General features: G+C 70.6%; 18 protein-coding genes and 3 pseudogenes. 7 read left to right on the top strand and 14 right to left on the bottom strand.

Features of this window, described 5'->3' with window-relative positions:
* Positions 1–51: 51 nt before the first annotated feature.
* From OG524_RS29970 to OG524_RS29960, 3 genes are all read left to right on the top strand, one after another.
* Positions 52–1,461 (top strand): IS4 family transposase, encoded by a 1,410-nt coding sequence (locus OG524_RS29970; protein ID WP_405808851.1) that lies wholly within the window; start codon positions 52–54, stop codon positions 1,459–1,461.
* 266 nt (positions 1,462–1,727) lie between these two features.
* Positions 1,728–2,714, top strand: coding sequence for a helix-turn-helix domain-containing protein (locus OG524_RS29965; RefSeq protein ID WP_405812010.1), 987 nt, complete (start codon positions 1,728–1,730; stop codon positions 2,712–2,714).
* A gap of 111 nt (positions 2,715–2,825) precedes the next feature.
* The gene (locus OG524_RS29960; protein ID WP_405387594.1) at positions 2,826–3,308 is read left to right on the top strand and encodes a DUF456 domain-containing protein; all 483 of its coding nucleotides are present in this window, start codon (positions 2,826–2,828) and stop codon (positions 3,306–3,308) included.
* A 34-nt stretch (positions 3,309–3,342) separates the two neighbouring features.
* Here the strand turns inward: OG524_RS29960 and OG524_RS29955 are convergent, their stop codons facing one another.
* Together OG524_RS29955 and rsgA are read right to left on the bottom strand one after the other, a co-directional pair.
* Positions 3,343–4,728, bottom strand: coding sequence for a DNA-3-methyladenine glycosylase 2 family protein (locus tag OG524_RS29955; protein WP_405387595.1), 1,386 nt, complete (start codon positions 4,726–4,728; stop codon positions 3,343–3,345).
* A gap of 90 nt (positions 4,729–4,818) precedes the next feature.
* Positions 4,819–5,970, bottom strand: coding sequence for a ribosome small subunit-dependent GTPase A (gene rsgA, locus OG524_RS29950; RefSeq protein ID WP_405812009.1), 1,152 nt, complete (start codon positions 5,968–5,970; stop codon positions 4,819–4,821).
* A gap of 317 nt (positions 5,971–6,287) precedes the next feature.
* Here rsgA and OG524_RS29945 point away from each other — a divergent pair, with 317 nt between their 5' ends.
* Positions 6,288–6,788, top strand: coding sequence for a DUF5949 family protein (locus OG524_RS29945; protein WP_405812008.1), 501 nt, complete (start codon positions 6,288–6,290; stop codon positions 6,786–6,788).
* 108 nt (positions 6,789–6,896) lie between these two features.
* Here the strand turns inward: OG524_RS29945 and OG524_RS29940 are convergent, their stop codons facing one another.
* From OG524_RS29940 to OG524_RS29915, 6 genes are all read right to left on the bottom strand, one after another.
* A complete protein-coding gene (locus OG524_RS29940) occupies positions 6,897–7,307 on the bottom strand; it encodes a rodlin (RefSeq protein ID WP_405387598.1) in 411 nt (136 codons plus the stop codon).
* A gap of 121 nt (positions 7,308–7,428) precedes the next feature.
* Positions 7,429–7,647 (bottom strand): hypothetical protein, encoded by a 219-nt coding sequence (locus tag OG524_RS29935; protein ID WP_405812007.1) that lies wholly within the window; start codon positions 7,645–7,647, stop codon positions 7,429–7,431.
* Positions 7,648–7,871: 224 nt separating this feature from the next.
* On the bottom strand, positions 7,872–8,282 hold the full coding sequence (locus tag OG524_RS29930; protein ID WP_405812006.1) for a rodlin: 411 nt from the start codon (positions 8,280–8,282) through the stop codon (positions 7,872–7,874).
* Between the two features lie 183 nt (positions 8,283–8,465).
* Complete coding sequence (locus OG524_RS29925) at positions 8,466–8,768, bottom strand: hypothetical protein (protein ID WP_405387601.1); 303 nt, start codon at positions 8,766–8,768, stop codon at positions 8,466–8,468.
* Positions 8,769–8,993: 225 nt separating this feature from the next.
* The gene (locus OG524_RS29920; protein ID WP_405387602.1) at positions 8,994–9,227 is read right to left on the bottom strand and encodes a chaplin; all 234 of its coding nucleotides are present in this window, start codon (positions 9,225–9,227) and stop codon (positions 8,994–8,996) included.
* A gap of 221 nt (positions 9,228–9,448) precedes the next feature.
* On the bottom strand, positions 9,449–9,850 hold the full coding sequence (locus OG524_RS29915) for a rodlin (protein WP_405387603.1): 402 nt from the start codon (positions 9,848–9,850) through the stop codon (positions 9,449–9,451).
* A 266-nt stretch (positions 9,851–10,116) separates the two neighbouring features.
* Between OG524_RS29915 and OG524_RS29910 the strand changes: the two genes are divergently transcribed.
* Complete coding sequence (locus tag OG524_RS29910; protein ID WP_405387604.1) at positions 10,117–10,845, top strand: chaplin; 729 nt, start codon at positions 10,117–10,119, stop codon at positions 10,843–10,845.
* 71 nt (positions 10,846–10,916) lie between these two features.
* On the opposite strand, the pseudogene OG524_RS29905 reads toward OG524_RS29910, so the two are convergent.
* A pseudogene (locus OG524_RS29905) lies at positions 10,917–11,765 on the bottom strand (dihydrodipicolinate synthase family protein); the annotation flags it as partial.
* Positions 11,708–11,998 (bottom strand): annotated as a pseudogene (locus tag OG524_RS29900) (ATP-binding cassette domain-containing protein); the annotation flags it as partial. The pseudogenes OG524_RS29905 and OG524_RS29900, both read right to left, overlap by 58 nt.
* A gap of 1 nt (position 11,999) precedes the next feature.
* Between OG524_RS29900 and OG524_RS29895 the strand changes: the two are divergent.
* Positions 12,000–12,398, top strand: a pseudogene (locus tag OG524_RS29895) (MFS transporter); the annotation flags it as partial.
* Between the two features lie 164 nt (positions 12,399–12,562).
* On the opposite strand, the gene OG524_RS29890 reads toward OG524_RS29895, so the two are convergent.
* The 4 genes from OG524_RS29890 to OG524_RS29875 form a co-directional block, all read right to left on the bottom strand.
* Complete coding sequence (locus OG524_RS29890) at positions 12,563–13,021, bottom strand: MaoC family dehydratase (RefSeq protein ID WP_405812005.1); 459 nt, start codon at positions 13,019–13,021, stop codon at positions 12,563–12,565.
* Between the two features lie 32 nt (positions 13,022–13,053).
* Complete coding sequence (locus OG524_RS29885; RefSeq protein WP_405387608.1) at positions 13,054–14,397, bottom strand: MFS transporter; 1,344 nt, start codon at positions 14,395–14,397, stop codon at positions 13,054–13,056.
* A 145-nt stretch (positions 14,398–14,542) separates the two neighbouring features.
* Entirely contained in the window at positions 14,543–15,769 is a 1,227-nt protein-coding gene (locus OG524_RS29880; protein WP_405387609.1) for an acetyl-CoA C-acetyltransferase, read from the bottom strand.
* A 107-nt stretch (positions 15,770–15,876) separates the two neighbouring features.
* Entirely contained in the window at positions 15,877–16,773 is an 897-nt protein-coding gene (locus OG524_RS29875) for a LysR family transcriptional regulator (protein ID WP_405387610.1), read from the bottom strand.
* A 155-nt stretch (positions 16,774–16,928) separates the two neighbouring features.
* On the opposite strand from OG524_RS29875, the gene OG524_RS29870 reads away from it, so the two are divergent.
* Positions 16,929–17,846, top strand: coding sequence for a CoA transferase subunit A (locus tag OG524_RS29870; RefSeq protein ID WP_405393048.1), 918 nt, complete (start codon positions 16,929–16,931; stop codon positions 17,844–17,846).
* The last annotated feature ends 43 nt before the right edge of the window (positions 17,847–17,889 follow it).

Here is a 17,889-nt window from a genome sequence, read left to right as displayed (position 1 = left end):
ACGTCCTGATAGATCAACTTGTGTCGAGCAAGAAGATCGTCGGGAGTCCCGTTGCAGGAGAAGTCTGTCATCACGCGCACGGTCGAGGCGGCCGGGGGTGTGTACGCGCCCGGCCACCTGGGCGAGTTGACCCAGATCGTGGACTTCGAACTGGTGGACGCGGTGATCGAGGAGACCGGGTCACGTGAGAAGCGGCTGCGGCTGCTGCCGTCCCGGGTCGTGGTCTATTTCGTCCTCGCGCTGGCCCTGTTCGAGGACTGCTCCTACCAGGGCGTGTGGGGCAAGTTGACGGCAGGGCTGGAGGGACTGCCGTTGGTGCGGCCTACGGTCTCCTCGCTGTCCAGGGCCCGACGGCGAATAGGAGCCGCACCACTGCGGCGGCTGTTCGAGATCCTCGCCGGGCCCGTCGCCCACCTCGGGCAGCCCGGTTCGTTCTATCGAGGGCTTCGGACCGTGGCCGTGGACGGCACCTTGCTGCACGTGCCCGACGAGAAGGCGCTCACCTGGCGCTATCCCAAGCGAGCGGGCGAAACCATGGAGTTCGGCTACCCGCTGCTGCGACTCGTAGTCCTGGTCGAGTGCGGCACCCGTGCCGTGCTGGCTGCTGCTTTCGGCCCCGAGAGCGACGGCGAACTCACCTACACGACACGCCTGTTGAAAGCACTGGACCGCTCGATGCTCCTGCTGGCCGACGCCGGCTTCGACGCCAACGAGTTCGCCCGGGACGTCCAGGCCACCGGAGCCCAGTTCCTGGTGCGCTCCTCCGCCCGCCGCATCCCCACCCCCTTCCGGCACCTGGGCGACGGCTCCTACCTCGCCCGGATCGGCTACGGAGTCCTGCCCGTCCTGCTGAGCGTCCGCGTCATCGAGGCGTCCGTCACCGCAACCCTGGCCGACGGCACCGTCCGCACCCAGCAGTGGCGCCTGCTCACCAGCCTCCTCGACCCGGCCGCCCACCCAGCCGCCGCTCTCGTGGATCTCTACCACGAGCGGTGGCAGTCGGAGACGACGTATTTCTCGATCAAGGCGACCATGCTGGACGGCCGTGTCCTGCGCTCCCGCAGTCTGACCGGCCTTGACCAAGAGGTCTACGCCCTGCTCACCACCTACCAGGCCCTGATCCGCGCCGCCGCCGACACCGCCTGCACCCGGCCCGGCCTGGACATGGACCGCATCAGCTTCACCGTCCTGCAAACCACCGCCGGCGACACCGTCACCACCGCGACCGGAATCCTGCCCCCGGCCGGACCCGCCGACCTCGTCGGCACCATCGGCAGGGCCGCCCTCGAGTCCCTGCACCCCGCCCGCCACCGACACCGCGTCAAGGCCCGCACCCGCAAGAACCCCACCAGCAAGTACGGACCGAACGCCGGACAACACCCCACGACCAGCCAGAACTACACCATCCACACCGTCATCACGTGCTTCGAGCACGGACTTGCGAACCGCTCACGGAAGTAAACGCAACGGTGTTGGTGTGTGCGTCGTTCACGGTCCTGTTCCCGCCCCGGGTCCTGCGCGGTCGCGGCGCTCGCCTCGGGTGGCTGCGGAACAGAGCAGAACAAGCCGCTCTTCCGAAGAGGCGTTTGATGCTGCTGTAACACCACACTGACAGAGAGCCTGCTGGTACGGGGCATGATGTGCCCGGCGGATATACGCCGTGGCCGTTTCCCGCCACGGCGGTGTGTGCGGCGTTGTGCGATCACCACTCCGGGGAGGGTCCGAGGATGCTGGCGGCGATAGGTCTCGACGAGAGACAGGAAGCGGCCTACCGCACACTGGTCGCGGCGGGCGCGGCGGAGCTCTCCGATCTCGCGCGCCGGCTGGCGCTCCCCGAGGCGGACACCGAGCGTGCCCTGCGCCGGCTGGAGCAGCAGGGGCTGGTGGCGCAGTCCTCGTCGCGGGCGGGCCGCTGGGTCGCGGCGCCGCCCGGGGTGGCGCTGGGTGCGCTGCTGACGCAGCAGCGGCACGAGCTGGAGCGGGCGGAGCTGGCGTCGGCGCTGCTGGCCGAGGAGTACCGGGCGGAGGCGGGTGTGCCCGCGGTGCACGACCTGGTGGAGGTGGTGACGGGTGCGAGTGCCGTGGCCCATCGCTTCCACCAGCTGCAGCTGGGCGCCACCTCGGAGGTCTGCGCGCTGGTCACGGGCAAGCCGGTCGCGGTCACCGGGATGGAGAACGAGTCCGAGGAACGGGCGACGCTGCGCGGGGTGTCCTACCGGGTGGTCGTCGAGCGGGACGTGTTGTCGCTGCCGTCCGGGATCGTCGAGCTGTCGGCGGCGCTGAGCCGCGACGAGCAGTGCCGGGTGATCGACCGGGTGCCGACGAAGCTGGTGGTCGCCGACGCGTCCCTGGCCCTGGTGCCGCTGACCGGCCGGGGGGCGGAGCCCTCCGCGCTGGTCGTCCACGCCAGTGGGCTGCTGGAGTCGCTGATGGGACTCTTCGAGGCCGTGTGGCGGGATTCGATGCCGCTGCGGCTGGGCGGGAACGGCATCCGGGAGGAGGACGGTCCGGGGCCGGATCCGACCGATCTGGAGATCCTTTCACTGCTGCTGGCGGGGCTGACCGACGCGAGCGTGGCGAAACAGCTGGAGCTGGGGCTGCGGACGGTACAGCGGCGGGTGAAGGGGCTGATGGAACTGACGGGCGTCTCGACCCGGCTGCAGCTGGGCTGGCATGCGTACGAACGCGGCTGGGTGGCCCGGGCCCCGCGCTGACCCGCCCCCCTTTCCCGGCCCTTGACCGTCGGCGCCCCTTGACCCGGCTCCGGGCCGTCCCCCGCCCGGCGTCGGCGGGCGGGACCGGGCGCGGTCCGGCAGGCTGGTCGAATGAGTGTGTGGCAGCTCGTTGCCGTCGGGGCGGTGATGCTGCTCGGCCTGGTCGGCGTACTGGTGCCGGGCGTCCCGGGCCAGGCGATCGTCTGGGCGGCGGTGCTGTGGTGGGCGTTGACGGACACGTCGCCGGTCGCCTGGGGCGTGCTGATCGGCGCGACCTGCCTGCTGCTGCTGAACCAGGCGCTGAAGGCGCTGCTGCCCTCGCGCCGACCGCGTGAGACGGGGGCCCCTGCCAAGACGTTGATGCTGGGCGGCATCGCCGCGATCGCCGGCTTCTTCGTGGTCCCGGTGGTGGGCGGGATCCTGGGCTACGTGGGCGCGATCTACGGCGCCGAGCGGCTGCGGCTGGGCAGCCGCGGGGCGGGCTGGACCTCGTTGAAGTCGGTGATGCGGGCGACCGGCTACTCCGTGCTCCTGGAGCTCTTCTGCTGCCTGCTGGTGGCGGGGTCCTGGCTGGGCGCCGTGATCTGGGGCTGACGGAGGGCTGCCGGACCGGCCCCGGGCGCGTGGCTCACCGCCCCACCGGGTCCGTGACGCCACCGGCATCCGCGAGCTCCAGATGGCGGGCGGCGTACGAGCGCCAGGGCCGCAGGCGGTCGGCGCCCGGCGTCCCGTACGGATCCACGTCGGGATCCCCCAGCGCCCGCATCCGGATCAGCGCGGCGGTCCGCGGTCCGATCCCGGGCAGCCTCAGCAGTGCCTGCTCCGCCTCGTCCCGGTCGGCCCCGGCGTCCAGCCTCACCGTGCCGTCGGCCAGTGCGCCCGCCAGCCCCCGCAGTACGGGATCGTCGGCGCCGGCCAGCACGCCCGGCTCCGGAAAGACATGGGTGAGCCCGCCGCACGGCACGTCCAGGACCTTCCCGTACCGCTCCACCAGCCCGGCGGCGGCCTCCCTGCCCACCAGAGCGCGTACGGCGCACTCCTCCGGGTCCGCCGCGCCCGGCGAACGCAGCCCGGGGGTCGCCGCGACCAGTGGTGCCAGGTGCGGGTCCGCGCCCAGCGCCTCGTCGACGGCGTACGGGTCGGCGTCCAGATCGAGGAGGCGGCGCAGGCGCTGCACGGCGGTCGTCAGGTCGCGCAGGTCCGTGAGGTCGATCCGGGCCTCCAGCCACGGCCCCGGGGAGGCCTCGTCGACGGAGACGACGCCCGTGCCGTAGGGCAGCCGCAGGGTCCGCCGGTAGGTACGGGCCCCTGGGACGCCAAGGGTCTCCTCGGTCCGGGCCACCGTCTCGGCCGCGAGGAGGTCGAATACCTCACGGGCGGCGTACGGGCCCCGGTGGGCGAGCCGGAGCGGAATCCCTGCCCTGCGCCCTTCGCGCACCCCGGCTCCCAGGCCCGTCGCGGCCTCGGCGCGCAGGGCGCTGGGTGTGCGGGCGTAGATCTGCCGGATCGTGTCATTGAACTGGCGCACACTGGCGAATCCGGACGCGAAGGCGATCTCGGTTACCGGCAGGTCCGTGGTCTGCAGCAGGACCCGCGCGGTGTGGGAACGCTGGGCGCGCGCGAGGGCGACCGGTCCGGCGCCCAGCTCCGCGGTGAGCTGGCGCTGCACCTGGCGGGCGCTGTAGCCGAGCCGGCCGGCCAGGCCCGGGACGCCTTCGCGGTCGACGACACCGTCGCCGATCATCCGCATGGCCCGTCCGACGACATCGGCGCGGATGTTCCAGTCGGCGGAGCCGGGCACGGCGTCCGGGCGGCAGCGTCTGCACGCCCGGAAGCCGTTGCCCTGCGCCGCCGCCGCGGTGGGGTAGAACCGCACGTTCTTCCGTTTGGGGGTGACGGCGGGGCAGCTCGGCCGGCAGTAGATGCCGGTGGTCGCGACGGCGAAGAAGAACTCTCCGTCGAAGCGCGCGTCGCGGCTGCTCACCGCCTCGTACCTGGTCCGTTCGTCCGTCACAGGTCCAGTGTGCGCCACCCCCAGGGCCCGCACTCGCGGTTTTCGGACGTGGAGTCCGGGCCCTGGTGCGGCTGCCGCGCCCGGTTGCGGCTACCGCGTCCGGCCCTGCTTGATCGCCATGGCCGCCCGTCCCTCCGTGCTCCTGCGCTTCCATTCGCGCAGGGTCTCCGAGCGCAGCCGGGCATCGGTCTTCGCCGCGATGCGGTGGTTCTCCCGGAGCAGTTTGCGATAGCTGTCCAGGCGCCGCTCGGGCAGTGTCCCGTCCTCGACGGCTTCGAGGACGGCGCATCCGGGCTCCGCCTCGTGGGCACAGTCGTGGAACCGGCACTGCCGCGCCAGGTCCTCGATCTCGGAGAAGACCTGGCCGACGCCCGCCTCCGCGTCCCAGAGGCCGACCCCGCGCAGTCCGGGGGTGTCGATCAGCGTGCCGCCGCCGGGCAGCACGAGGAGGTTGCGCGTCGTGGTGGTGTGCCGGCCCTTGCCGTCCACGTCACGCGCGGCCCGCACGTCCATCACGTCCTCGCCGAGCAGGGTGTTGGCGAGGGTCGACTTGCCCGCGCCGGACAGCCCGAGCAGCACGCTCGTACCGCCCGAGACGATGGCGGCGAACACATCGGTCCCCTCTCCGGTGGCGGAGCTGACGGGCAGCACCTGCACCCCGGGGGCGATGCGTCCGATGTCGTCGACCAGATGGGACAGCGTGGTCACGTCGGGGACCAGATCGGCCTTGGTGAGCAGGACGAGCGGGTGTGCCTCGTACCTGTCGGCCTGCGAACCGTCGCCGAGCAGCGCGGCCCCGGCGGTGCTGGACATGGCCAGCGCGAGGAAGCGCTCCAGGCGCCCGAGGTCCAGCTCGACGGCGAGCGAGACGCAGATGACGACGTGATCGATGTTGGTGGCGAGCACCTGCCCCTCGGAGCGCTGCGAGGACGTCGAGCGTACGAAGGCGGTGCGCCGGGGTAGGAGCGTACGGACGAACTGCGGGTCGCCGTCGGGATCGACGGCCACCCAGTCGCCAGTGCAGACGATCCGCATCGGATCGCGCGGCACGACGAACGCGGTGTCCGCCCTGAGGGTGCCGTCCGGGGTGACCACGTCGCACTGCCCGCGGTCCACCCGCACCACGCGGCCGGGCAGGAGACCCTGCTCGGCGTACGGGGCGAAGGCGGCAGCCCAGTCGTCGTCCCAGCCGTACGGGGCCAGCGGGTGCGACGAGGAGGTACGAAGAATGGGGAAAGACAAGGGAAACCCTTCACAAGGGTGGCCCCGGCAACGCGCGTTCGAGCGCGCGGAAGGAAAGTCGGATTCAGCCGGCGGCCACAGGGGTGGGAACGATGTTCTTCGTGTGGGCAGCGCCCATCGCAACGACAGTCATCAATGTCCTCACCTCCTGGTTCCTCGAACTCCGCCCACCCTAGCCCGGGGTCGCCCGGCAGCGTCAACAGGTTTTCCGCACGTGACTGTACTCCCGTGGTTTTCGCCGTGGTTGGTGGGAGTTATCCCTCGATCAGGTGATACGCATACACATCGGCCGGTCTCGGACCGTTAGTGTGCCGGACATGACCTCACCCCAGACCGCCACCGGCACGTTCACGCAGGCCCGGTTGGGCACCCAGATCCTCCTCGGCTGGAGCGGCGAGAACCACGCGACCGGGCGTGACGTCGCTTTCCTCCTCACCTACGCGCTCGGCGACGGGCAGGACGGTCCGGAGGCCGGCGAGCGGGCGATGCGCGCGGCTCTCGAACGCAGCGGGCTGCGGGTGGGCGGCGAGACGCTGGACGCCACGGAGAGGCCCAACCTTCCGGTGAAGCTCCTCATCCAGGCCGGCCAGGCCGTCCTGACGATGCCGCACTTCAAGGCGCAGTACACCGTCCCGCGCGAGTGGCTCGCGGTGGCACAGGCCGAGGGCCGGGTGCACGGCATGTTCGCCACGCGTCCGTGGCCGGCGGCCGTTCCCGGGCAGCCCGTCAGCGAGGAACTGCTGCGGTCCTTCGTGGGCGACCCGGAGGTCATCGGCACCGCAGCCCACTGCCTCCTGCCGGTACGTAGCCTGGCCTGACCACCCCGCGCCACGCGTGACGACGCCCACCACCCCCGTGGAGTGGTGGGCATCGTCGTACACGGGGCCGTGCGGGCGGTCCGGGACCGCCCGCACATGACCGTGGTGTCAGTTGTTGCCCAGGCCGTTGCCCGAGATCACCGGGATGTCGTTCAGGATGTGCGACAGCGGCTCGTCACCCTTGGCCTGGGTGGAGTTGTCCGCGCACTGCTGGTTCTGCGGGTTGGACAGGACGTTGACGTCCTGGACCGCGACCGCGGCGAGGACGCCGACGAGCGCACCCGCGTTGGCCTTCGCGGGCAGGCCGACGCAGAGCTTGTTCAGCGAGCCCTGGACCAGGCTGAGCTGCGGGCTCTGGTCGCCGAGCGTGGCGCTGTTGCCGTACTCCGACTCGGCGCCGTTGCCGTTGATCGTCGTCGTGCCGTGGTCGTTGCCGATCGCCATCGCCGCGGGAGCCGCGGCGGCGGACAGACCGAGCAGGGACACAGCCACAGTCGCGCCGGCCATCATCTTCTTCATCACGCTTCACCTTTCGGAGCGTCCCGTTGTGGAACGTACTGACTAACCCCAAGCGGATGATTCAGTTCCGCTACTGCACTCAAACGGGTTCAATCCGGTGCGGGGTCGACGCCGCCGCCCCTCAGGCGTCCGCCGTACGCGCCGCCGGGACGAAGGCACTCCCCGCGTCGCGTACGGGGCCTTCGGAGACCGGGTGTTGCGGGTGTGGTGCGACCTCACGCCGGGACGTCTCGTGCCGGGACGCCTCGCACCATTCGGCGAGCAGCCTGTCGTAGACGGGCGTGGCACCTTCCGGCCGTCGGTCGTGGCCGGGCGCGTGGTGACTGTCGTACTGGTCCATGAGGGCCACCTACCCGACGGGGCGGCCCGCGTCGGCCGCGACCGGGGCAACCGGCCTAATTCACGCACTATCGGGCTACCCGCCCTGAGGACCGGTGGCGGCCCCGGGACCCGGGCAGACCGGAGGGGCCGGTCCGTCCGGGCTTCCGAAGAACGGCTGCCGCGCGGACGGACCGGCCCCTCAGATCATCAACCGCGGAGAGGCGGGGCGGGAGTTGTCGACGGTCAGCGGTTGCCCGCACCGTTGCCCGAGAGGATCGGGATGTCGTCCAGGATGTGCGACAGCGCCTCGTCACCCTTGGCCTGGGTGGAGTTCTCGGTGCACTGCTGGTTCTGCGGCGAGGACAGGATGTTGACGTCCTGGACCGCGATCGGGATGAACCCGATGAGCGAACCGATGTTGGCCTTGGCCGGGAGCGCGATGCAGGGCTTGTTGAACGATCCCTGGATGAGCCCGATCTGCGGGCTCATGTCGCCGTGTGTGCTGCTGTTGCCGTACGACTGCACGGCGCCGTTGCCGTTGACGGACGTGGTGCCCTGGTCGTTGCCGATCGCCATGGCCGAGGGGGCCGCAGCGGCGGAAACGCCGACGACGGAGGCAGCGACTGCCGCCGACGCCAGAATCTTCTTCATCATGGAACTAGCCCTTCTGGTTTCTCTGTTGCCCGCCTGTCCGGAGCATTCTGAACAACTCGCTCCGGCGGGTCAGGTTGCGCCATTTCACTCGAACGGTGATTTCTCGTCCGGGTCACCGCGGAATTACGCGGACATGCGCAACGGGAATGGTGTGCGTCGGGGAGGAACGCGTCCGAGGACGGCTCAGCCGCCGAGCGGCAGCCCGCCCATGAGCGGGCCCGCCTTCCGGGCCACCCCGGTCGCCCCGTCCGCCGGCTTGCCGACCGTGCCGTCCTCCTGGACCGCTCCGACGGTCTCGCCGACCGCGTCCACCGCAGGGCCCACCACCTGGTCCGCGACCTGCGGTGTGGTCGAGGTGAGCTCGTTCACGCCACTGGTGAGGCTGAAGTGAGGGGCCGTGGCGGTGGTAACGGCGAAGGCGGGAGCGGCCGTTCCGAGAGCGGCCACGGAACCGACGACGAGGGCGGCAGTCTTCGCATACTTCACTTTCGGGTTCCCTTCTGGAGCGGCGTCTGTTTCGGTCGCTTCCTCGCACCGCACAAGTCTTCTTTACCTGTGACTTCCGCCGCTTTCGTCCGGGATAACGAGCGGGCCGCGGACGGGCAACTGCGCACGGCGTGATTTCTCGGTACGCACGGGAAGGCCCCGGAACGCGGAAGTGCGTTCCGGGGCCTTCCCCTGACGAGCCACCGGGGCCCGTCGGGGAACACCTCAGTGGTTGATGCAGGTGTTGCCGAACGCCGGGTTGAGCAGACCGATGACGTTCACGGTGTTGCCGCAGACGTTGACCGGGATGTGGATCGGAACCTGTACGACGTTGCCGGACAGGACGCCCGGGGAGTGGGCGGCGACGGCCCCGGCGCCGGAGTCGGCCATGGCCGGCGCGGCGGCACCCAGCGCCATGAGGGTTCCGGCGGCGACGGCGGCAACCTTGGTGTACTTCACTTTCGTCCCTTTCTGCAGCGGAGCCCTGAGCGGTCACGTCTCTCGTGCCGCCCGAGCGCTGTGGAGAATGCGCTCGTGGCTCCGGTTCCGTAATCCGTAACGATTGGCGGGCGGCATCGAAACTCTATGGAAGAAGTTTCCTGAAAAACCCCCCGAATGACTCAGGTCCGGGCCGCACGATGGAGGAATGTCGGCGGCCCGGACCAGTCCTTGGGGCTTGATCAGCGGTTGCCGGCACCGTTGCCGGAGAGCACCGGGATGTCGGAAAGGATGTGCGACAGCGCCTCGTCACCCTTGGCCTGGGTCGAGTTGTCGGTGCACTGCTGGTTCTGCGGGCTGGAGAGGACGTTGATGTCCTGGACCGCGATCGGGATGAACCCGATGAGCGAACCGACGTTGGCCTTGAGCGGCAGGCCGACACAGGGCTTGTTGAGTGAGCCCTGGACCAGGCTGAGCTGCGGGCTCTGGTCACCCTTGGTGACGCTGTTGCCGTACTCCGACTCGGCACCGTTGCCGTTGATCGACGTCGTGCCCGTGTCGTCGCCGATCGCCATGGCGGTCGTCGCCGAGAGACCGAGGATGGAGGCGGCGACGGCACCCGTAGCCAGAACCTTCTTGATCACGATTAACCCTTCTCGTACCGATTGCCCCGCGGCGGAGCACCCTGATCAACTCGGCACCGGGCGTTTGGTTCTGTCCGTTCACCCGAATGCCAGCACTCCCGCGACGACGCGAACACGCGTACGTAACTCTTCCGGGTGGTTACAGAATTTCCACCGGCCTTCAAGTTTCCCACGCAAGTGCGTCGTCGTTATGGAGTCGTCCGCGTACATGGAACGACTTTCCATCAGGGCCACCGCCCACGCGAATTTCCGGAGAAGGGCTAGTAATGCGACAGGTTCTGAATAAAAGCATGATCGTCATGGCGGCGGCATCGGGCATCCTGGGTGTGGCCGGCGGTTACGCCCACGCCGACGCCTCGGCCGACGGCGTTGCCGCCAACTCGCCCGGCGTCGGTTCGGGCAACGCCGTGCAGGTCCCGGTTCACGTGCCGGTCAACCTCTGCGGCAACACCGTCAATGTGATCGCCCTGCTGAACCCGGCCTTCGGCAACACCTGCGCGAACGTCGACTCCGGCAAGGGCCATCACGGCGGCGGTTCCGGTGCGAGCGCGGAGGGCGCCGCCACCGGCTCGCCTGGCGTACTGTCGGGCAACCTGGCCCAGGTGCCCCTCGACATCCCGGTGAACGCCTGCGGTAACGGCGTCGACGTCGTCGGTGCGCTGAACCCGGCCTTCGGCAACACCTGCGTCAACGACAGCGACGGCGGGCACCACCACCCGCCGGTCGAGCCCCCGGTCGTGGAGCCGCCCGTCGTGGAGCCGCCCGCCGTCGAGCCGCCCGTCGACGAGCCCCCGGCCGAGGAGCCGCCGACGGCCAAGCCTCCGGTCGACGAGCCCCCGGTGGACGTCCCGCCGGGCAACCCCGGCCCGAACACCCCCGACACGCAGCTGGCCCAGACCGGTGCGGGGGAGATCGGTCTGGCCGCCGGCGCGAGCGCGGCTCTGCTGCTCGGCGGCGCAGTGCTGATGCGCCGTACCCGCGGTTCGCGCAACTAGTCGCGGTACATACGGAGAGGGCCGCCCGGCAGCACCTGAAGCTGCCGGGCGGCCCTCCCTTCGCGTACTGGGCGCGGGACAGGCCCGCGGTCCAGGTACGCCGCGATCGTGGCCGTCTCCGCCGCGTCCAGCCGGCGCATCGGCGGGCTCATCACGTTCGTCGCGATGACGCCGCGCAGCATCAGGGCCGTCGTGAAGGCGCCCAGGCCCGCCGCGGTGGCGACGCCGTGCCCGGGACGGCCGCGCCGACGATGTCGAACGGGTCCACGAGCCGGTCCTGTTCGGACTTCGCGGCGGCCCAGTCGCCCTGTACGGCGGCCTCGTGCAGCCGTACGTAGCCGTGCGGGTCGACGTTGCCCAGGCCGGGCACCGAACCGCCGGCCCCGCTCAGCATCATCGCGTCGACGACCAGCTCATGGCCGGTGAGTACGGCGAACCCCGGGATTTCGCGGGCGCCGATGACCAGCCGGCGGAACGAACCGTCGTCCCCGCTGGAGTCCTTGACCCCGGCAAGCACGCCGTCCGCGGCGAGCGGCAGGAGCAGTTCCGGGTCGAGCTTGGTGTGGACGCAGACCGTCGTACGCGAGGACCGGGACGTCGACGGCGTCGGCGATGTCCCGGAAGTGGCGGTCGAGTTCGGTGGCGTGGGTGCGCGTGCAGAAGGGTGCGGTGACCACCACCGCGTCGGCACGGAGGGCTGCCGCGGCGCGGCCCCGCTCGATGGCACGGTTGGTGGTGGTCTCGATGGCTCCGACCAGCACCGGCACCTGGCCGCCCGACGCGGCGGTGATCACCTTGACCTCGTCCTGCTGACTTGGTGTCAGGTAGGCGGTCCCGCCGGAACTGCCGAGAGCGAAGAGGCCGCTGACATCCCCGTCGCGTAGGTGGCCGAAGACGCGCTCCAGGGAGGGGCGCGGCATTCCTTCGGGAGGAGCCCCAGGAGGTCCTGGCCCCGGTAGAGGATCTCGCCGCTGACCTCGGCGTCGCGGGCGAGGAGGCCCATGACGGCGAGGCTGGTGACGGACTTGCCGCAGCCGGACTTGCCGACCAGGCCGGGCGTCTCGTCCTCGTGGACGGTGAAGTTCAGCGAGTCGACGACGGGGATGTCGCCGCAGCGGTCGGGGAAACGGATCGCCAGGTCGCGTACGACGAGGCAGAAGGCGCACGCGCTGACACTGCTGGCCTCGCCGGCCTTCGTCTACCCGGTCTTCGCCGTGGACGACAACCTGCTGCTGCTCGGCTGTCTGCTGTTCCTGCTGCAGGCCACCAGCTTCGGCATCTCCGGGCTGCTGCCGCGGTACGTCGGCGGCCACTTCCCGACCGAGAGCCGCGGCGCCGCGCTGGGCTTCACGTACAACGTGGGGGCGCTCGGCGGCGCCGTCGCTCCGGTCCTCGGCGCCCATCTGGCGTCCGGCATGGACCTGGGGCAGGCGCCGGCGGTGCTGACCTTCGCGGGGACGGTGATCGTGGTCGTGCTCGTCGGCTTCGACGTGCCGGCCCGGCTGAACCGGCTGACGGACCCGGACGGCCCCCGGGACCATCTGGCCGCGCCGTCCGATTCGGCCGGCACCGGGACCTCATTGCGGAAGGACCGGGTGGGCCAGGACCTGCCTGAGGCCAACGCCCGGAACCGGGACGACGGAGGGGGTGCGTACCCGGGTACGCACCCCCTCCGTCGTCCCGCACGCCGTTCGAGGCCGTCAGGGACACGAGCGCGTCAGGGATAGAAGTGCGTCAGCGACTCCGCGACACAGGCCGGCTTCCGCGAACCTTCGAGCTCCAAGGTGAACGCCCGGGTCATCTGCACCCCGCCCCGCGCGACCTCCGTGACCCCGGTGACGGCCGCGTGCAGGCGTACGCGGCTGCCGACGGGGACGGGTGCCGGGTATCTGACCCGGTTGACCCCGTAGTTGAGCGCGCGTCCCACGCCGCTGACCTGGAGCAGTTCGCCGAACATCGGGATGCCCCAGCTCAGGACCATGTAGCCGTGGGCGATGGTGCGCCCGTACGGGCCGTCCGCGGCGCGTACGACGTCGGTGTGGATCCACTGGTGGTCCCCGGAGACGTACGCGTACGTGTCGATGAGCTCCTGGGTGATCTCCTTCCAGTCGGAGTGCCCGAGGTCGCGTCCGCCGAGGGCGAGGATCTCCGGGATGCCGTGCACGGTCAGGGGCATGGGGCGGTGCTCCGTTCTGCTCGCGGGCGGGGTCAGGCGGTGACGGGGGCGGCGCGCGGGGCGGTGACCGGCTCGGCGGCCTGCTCGTCGTGGTTGGGGCGCTTGAGCAGCAGGAGCATGCAGCCCAGGGTGAGCACCACCTGGAAGACGGCGTACGCGATGACGGCGGTGATCGAGCCCGTCCGGTTGAGCAGGAACTGGCCGATGATCGGGGTCGTCCCGCCGAGCAGGGTGCCGCACAGCTGGTAGCAGAGCGAGATGCCGGTGTAGCGCAGACGGGCGGGGAAGCGGCTGGCGAGCATGCCGGCGAGGGCCGCGTAGTAGAGGCAGTGCGGGATGGTGGCGACGGCGACGCCGAGCATCGCGAGGCCGTAGTCCCCGGTGCTGATGAGGATGAACATCAGCGGCATCAGGATCAGCTCGGGCACGAGCATCACGGTCACCGCGCGGGACCAGCTCTTCATCCGGGTGGCGATGACGGCGCCGAAGGGCTGGACGAGGACCTGGGTGATGTTGGCGACGAGGATGATCGTCAGGAACGAGCTGCGGTCGAAGTCGAGTGACGTGGTGGCCCAGGACAGGGCGAACGTCGACTTGAAGTACGTCGCCGACAGGCCGATCGTGCAGGCGCCGATACCGAGGACGATCAGCATGGGGTGGCTGCGCAGGACCTCGGTCAGCGGGAGCTTGACGACTTCCTTCTTCTCGATGAGCTTGGCCATGGCCGGGGACTCGGAGACCTTCAGCCGGACCAGGAGCCCCACGATGACGAGGGCGGCGGAGGCGAGGAAGGGCACCCGCCAGCCCCAGGAGACGAAGGCCTCGTCGGGCAGCTGGCTGATGGCGAGGAAGCTCAGGGTGGAGAGGGTGTTGCCGACGGGTGAGCCCTGCTGGGCGAACGCCCCGTACAGCACTGACTTGCCCTTGGGGGCGTGCTCGGAGGCGATCAGGACGGAGCCGCCCCACTCCCCGCCGAGGCCGATGCCCTGGATCATGCGGATGCAGACCAGCAGGATCGGGGCCGCGATGCCGATGGAGGCGTAGCCCGGGAGCAGGCCGATCGCGGTGGTGGAGATGCCCATCATCAGCAGTGTGATGACGAGGGTCTTCTTGCGTCCGAGACGGTCGCCGTAGTGGCCGAAGACGATGCCGCCGATCGGGCGGGCGAGGAAGCCGACCCAGAAGGTGGCGAAGGCGACCAGGGTGCCTATGGGGCCTTCGAGTTCGGGGAAGAAGACCTTGTCGAAGACGAGCGCTGCCGCGGTTCCGTAGATGTAGAAGTCGAACCACTCGATGGTGGAGCCGATGAAGGCTCCGAACCCCGCGCGGTTGGCGGCTCTCGTCTTCTCGCGTGCGGTTGCGGTGGACGCACTCATGGGTGGCTCCCGGAAACATGGTTGATCAAGCGGATGAGGGCATGGCGGACCGAGGCGTCGTCCGAGACGCGCGGGGTCACACTGAGGAAGGGGACGGAACAGAGGGGGACGGAACAGAGGGGGACGGGGTGTGAGGCGGGGAGGGTCAGGCGGTGACGCGCTCGAAGACCGCGGCGAGGCCCTGGCCCCCGCCGATGCACATGGTCTCCAGGCCGTAGCGGACCTCGCTGCGGTGCATCTCGCGGCTGAGCGTGGCGAGGATGCGGGCACCGGTCGCGCCGACGGGGTGGCCGAGCGAGACCCCGGATCCGTTGACGTTGATCCGCTGCTCGTGGTCCTTCTCGCCCAGGCCCAGTTCCCGGGTGCAGGCCAGGACCTGGGCGGCGAAGGCCTCGTTGATCTCGATCAGGTCGAGGTCGGCGAGGGTGAGCCCGGCCCGGCCGAGAGCCGCGTGGGTGGCGGGTACGGGGCCGAGGCCCATGGTGGCGGCGGGGACGCCGGCCCGGGCGAAGGAGACGAGCCGGACGAGCGGGGTGAGTCCGAGCCGTTCCGCGGTGGCGGCGCTGGTGACGAGGCAGGCGGCGGCCGCGTCGTTCTGACCGCTGGCGTTGCCCGCGGTGACGGTCGCCTCCGGGTCGGACTTGCCCATGATGGGGCGCAGCGCGGCGAGTTGCTCGGCGGTCGTGTCGGGACGGGGGTGCTCGTCGGCGGTGACGACCGTCTCGCCCTTGCGCGTACGTACGGTGACCGGGACGGTCTCCGCCGCGTAGCGCCCCTCCTGCGCGGCGCGGGCGGCGCGGGCCTGCGAGCGCAGGGCCAGGGCGTCCTGGTCGGCGCGGCTGACGGAGTAGGCGCGGCGCAGGTTCTCCGCGGTCTCGATCATGCCGCCGGGTACGGGGTGGTTGACGCCGCCCGCGGTGACCCGGCCACGGGCCAGCGAGTCGTGGAGCTGGAGGCCGGGGCCCTTGATGCCCCACCGGCCGTCGTGCGTGTAGTAGGGGGCGGCGCTCATGACGTCGACGCCTCCCGCGATGACGACGTCACTGAATCCGGCCCGGATCTGCATGGCGGCGTCGAGGACGGCCTGGAGGCCGGAGCCGCAGCGCCGGTCGATCTGGATGCCGGTGACGGAGTCGGGGAGTCCGGCGTCCAGGGCGGCGACACGGCCGATGGCCGGGGCCTCGGAGGTGGGGTAGGCGTGGCCGAGGATCACCTCGTCGACCCGGTCGGGGTCGATTCCCGTGCGGGCGACGACCTCGGCGATGACGCGTGCGGCGAGCGCGGCGGGCGTCTGCTGGGCGAAGGCTCCGCCGAAACGCCCGATGGGGGTGCGCAGCGGTTCGCAGATGACGACATCGATCTGGTCGGGCACGGCGGGACACCTTTCGGCGGTTCGGGTGTGTGGGGTGACCTTCGCACTCGATGACTGAGTCGGTCCAATATCGAGTTCACCGGTCTTCAAGACGCTGTGCGTCTCAATCAGGCTCCGGGGGTGGGCAGGGCCTCCTCGGCGACCGCGAGCACCGCGCGGAGGGCCGGGGACGGGTTGTCCGTACGCCAGGCCAGCGCGGCCTGCCGCCGGATGGGCGGGCCCGCGAGGGGCCGGTAGACCAGCCCGTTCTGCTGGATGTGGCGGACGGAGGAGACGGTGAGAGTGACGCCGACGCCGGCGGCGACGAGGGCCAGGATCGTGTACGAGTCGGGGGCCTCCTGCACCACGCGCGGATTGAATCCGGTGGCCTCGCAGGCGTCCACCATCGCGTCGCGCACGGTGGATCCGGCGTTGGCGGGGAAGGAGACGAAGGGTTCGTCGGCGAGGATCCCGATCGGAATGCTCTCCAGCGTGGCCAGCCGGTGGTCGGAGGGCAGCGCGCACAGCAGTTCCTCCTCGTCGATCACCCGGTGGGCCACGCCCGGCTGGGTCACGGGGAGCCGGACGAACCCCAGGTCGAGGGAGCCGTCGGCGACCCGGGACAGGGCGACGTTGGCGTACGTCTGCCCCTTCATGACCAGCTCCAGGGCGGGGTGCGCCGCCCGGACGGCCCGGGTCAGCTGGGGCAGCGTCTCGTGGCTGGAGGCACCGGCGAAGCCGATCGTGACCCGGCCGTACTCCCCGCGTCCGGCGGCCTTGGCGGCCCGTACCGCCGTGTCGAGGTCCTCCAGGACCGTCCGTACGGGGTCGAGGAAGGACTCGCCCGCGCTCGTGAGCCGCACCGAGCGGGTGTTGCGTTCGAAGAGCTGGACGCCGAGCTCCTTCTCCAGCTGCCTGATCTGCTGGCTGAGCGGCGGCTGGGCCATCTGCAGCCGCTTGGCGGCACGGCCGAAGTGCAGTTCCTCGGCCACAGCGGTGAACGCGGCCAGATGACGCAGCTCCATACGACTGTCCATTCATTAATCAGCGGTCTGGATGAGACCTTAATTTGGTATTGGACAGCAATCAATAGCCGCTGACACGGTGGTGCGGACCAGCACACACCTCGCCGAGGAGCACCGTGGAACGGACGGATACGGCCGACGGGCCCAGCAAAGTCATGTCGATGAAGGAGGCCGTCGCGGCGTTCGTGCACGACGGCGCCACCGTCAGCCTGGAGGGCTTCACCCATCTCGTCCCGACCGCCGCCGGGCACGAGATCATCCGCCAGGGGCGCCGGGACCTCACGGTCGTCCGGATGACGGCGGACATCGTGGTGGACCAGATGCTCGCCGCGGGCTGCGTCTCGCGGCTGGTCTCCTCCTTCGTGGGCAACTCCTCCGCCGGTTCGCTCGGTGAGCTCCGGCGCAGGATCGAGCGCGCGGACCCTGAGCCGCTCGCCTTCGAGGAGTACAGCCACTACGGGATGGTCTGCCGCTACCTCGCCGGTTCGCAGCGGCTGCCGTTCTATCCGCTGCGCAGCTACGGCGGCAGCGATCTGCCGTCCGTCAACAGCGCCCTGCGCAAGGTGACGTCGCCCTATCCGGGCCCGGACGGCGGGCCGGAGCAGATCTACGTCGTACCGCCGGTGAACCCGGATGTGACGATCATCCACGCACAGCGGGCCGACCGCCGGGGCAACACCCAGATCTGGGGGCTCACGGGCATCCAGGCGGAGGCGGTGTACGCCGCGGACAAGGCGATCGTCGTCGTGGAGGAGATCGTCGGGGACGAGGTGGTCCGCTCGGACCCCAACCGCACGCTCGTCCCCTCCCACGCCGTCGACGCCGTCGTGGTGTGCCCGCGCGGCGCGCACCCGTCCTTCGCGCAGGGCTACTACGACCGCGACAACGACTTCTACCGGGCCTGGTCGCACATCAGCAAGGACCCGGAGCGGCTGCGGGCGTGGCTGGCGGAGTGGGTGTACGGAACGGCCGACCACGCCGAGTACGTCGCCCGGCAGGGCGAGGAGTTCTGGGCGGGCCTCGCGGTCGGCGAGGCGCTGAGCGAGCCGGTGAACTACGGACGGCGGCTGTGAGCGCGGGCCGCGAGGCCACGGACCCCGGAATCACCGACCACGA

Origin of the sequence: Streptomyces sp. NBC_01520, from assembly GCF_045040375.1 — a bacterium.
In the GTDB taxonomy this organism is placed as follows: Bacteria; Actinomycetota; Actinomycetes; order Streptomycetales; family Streptomycetaceae; genus Streptomyces.
This window is presented reverse-complemented; position numbering and strand designations above follow the sequence as displayed.

Coding starts and splice junctions, on each gene's coding strand:
- OG524_RS29890 (WP_405812005.1), bottom strand. CDS start 13,021: ATGCCCCTGACCGTGCACGGCATCCCGGAGATCCTCGCCCTCGGCGGA.
- OG524_RS29935 (WP_405812007.1), bottom strand. CDS start 7,647: ATGGACCAGTACGACAGTCACCACGCGCCCGGCCACGACCGACGGCCG.
- OG524_RS29870 (WP_405393048.1), top strand. CDS start 16,929: ATGTCGATGAAGGAGGCCGTCGCGGCGTTCGTGCACGACGGCGCCACC.
- OG524_RS29875 (WP_405387610.1), bottom strand. CDS start 16,773: ATGGAGCTGCGTCATCTGGCCGCGTTCACCGCTGTGGCCGAGGAACTG.
- OG524_RS29945 (WP_405812008.1), top strand. CDS start 6,288: ATGACCTCACCCCAGACCGCCACCGGCACGTTCACGCAGGCCCGGTTG.
- OG524_RS29965 (WP_405812010.1), top strand. CDS start 1,728: ATGCTGGCGGCGATAGGTCTCGACGAGAGACAGGAAGCGGCCTACCGC.
- OG524_RS29960 (WP_405387594.1), top strand. CDS start 2,826: ATGAGTGTGTGGCAGCTCGTTGCCGTCGGGGCGGTGATGCTGCTCGGC.
- OG524_RS29910 (WP_405387604.1), top strand. CDS start 10,117: ATGCGACAGGTTCTGAATAAAAGCATGATCGTCATGGCGGCGGCATCG.
- OG524_RS29930 (WP_405812006.1), bottom strand. CDS start 8,282: ATGATGAAGAAGATTCTGGCGTCGGCGGCAGTCGCTGCCTCCGTCGTC.
- OG524_RS29940 (WP_405387598.1), bottom strand. CDS start 7,307: ATGAAGAAGATGATGGCCGGCGCGACTGTGGCTGTGTCCCTGCTCGGT.
- OG524_RS29885 (WP_405387608.1), bottom strand. CDS start 14,397: ATGAGTGCGTCCACCGCAACCGCACGCGAGAAGACGAGAGCCGCCAAC.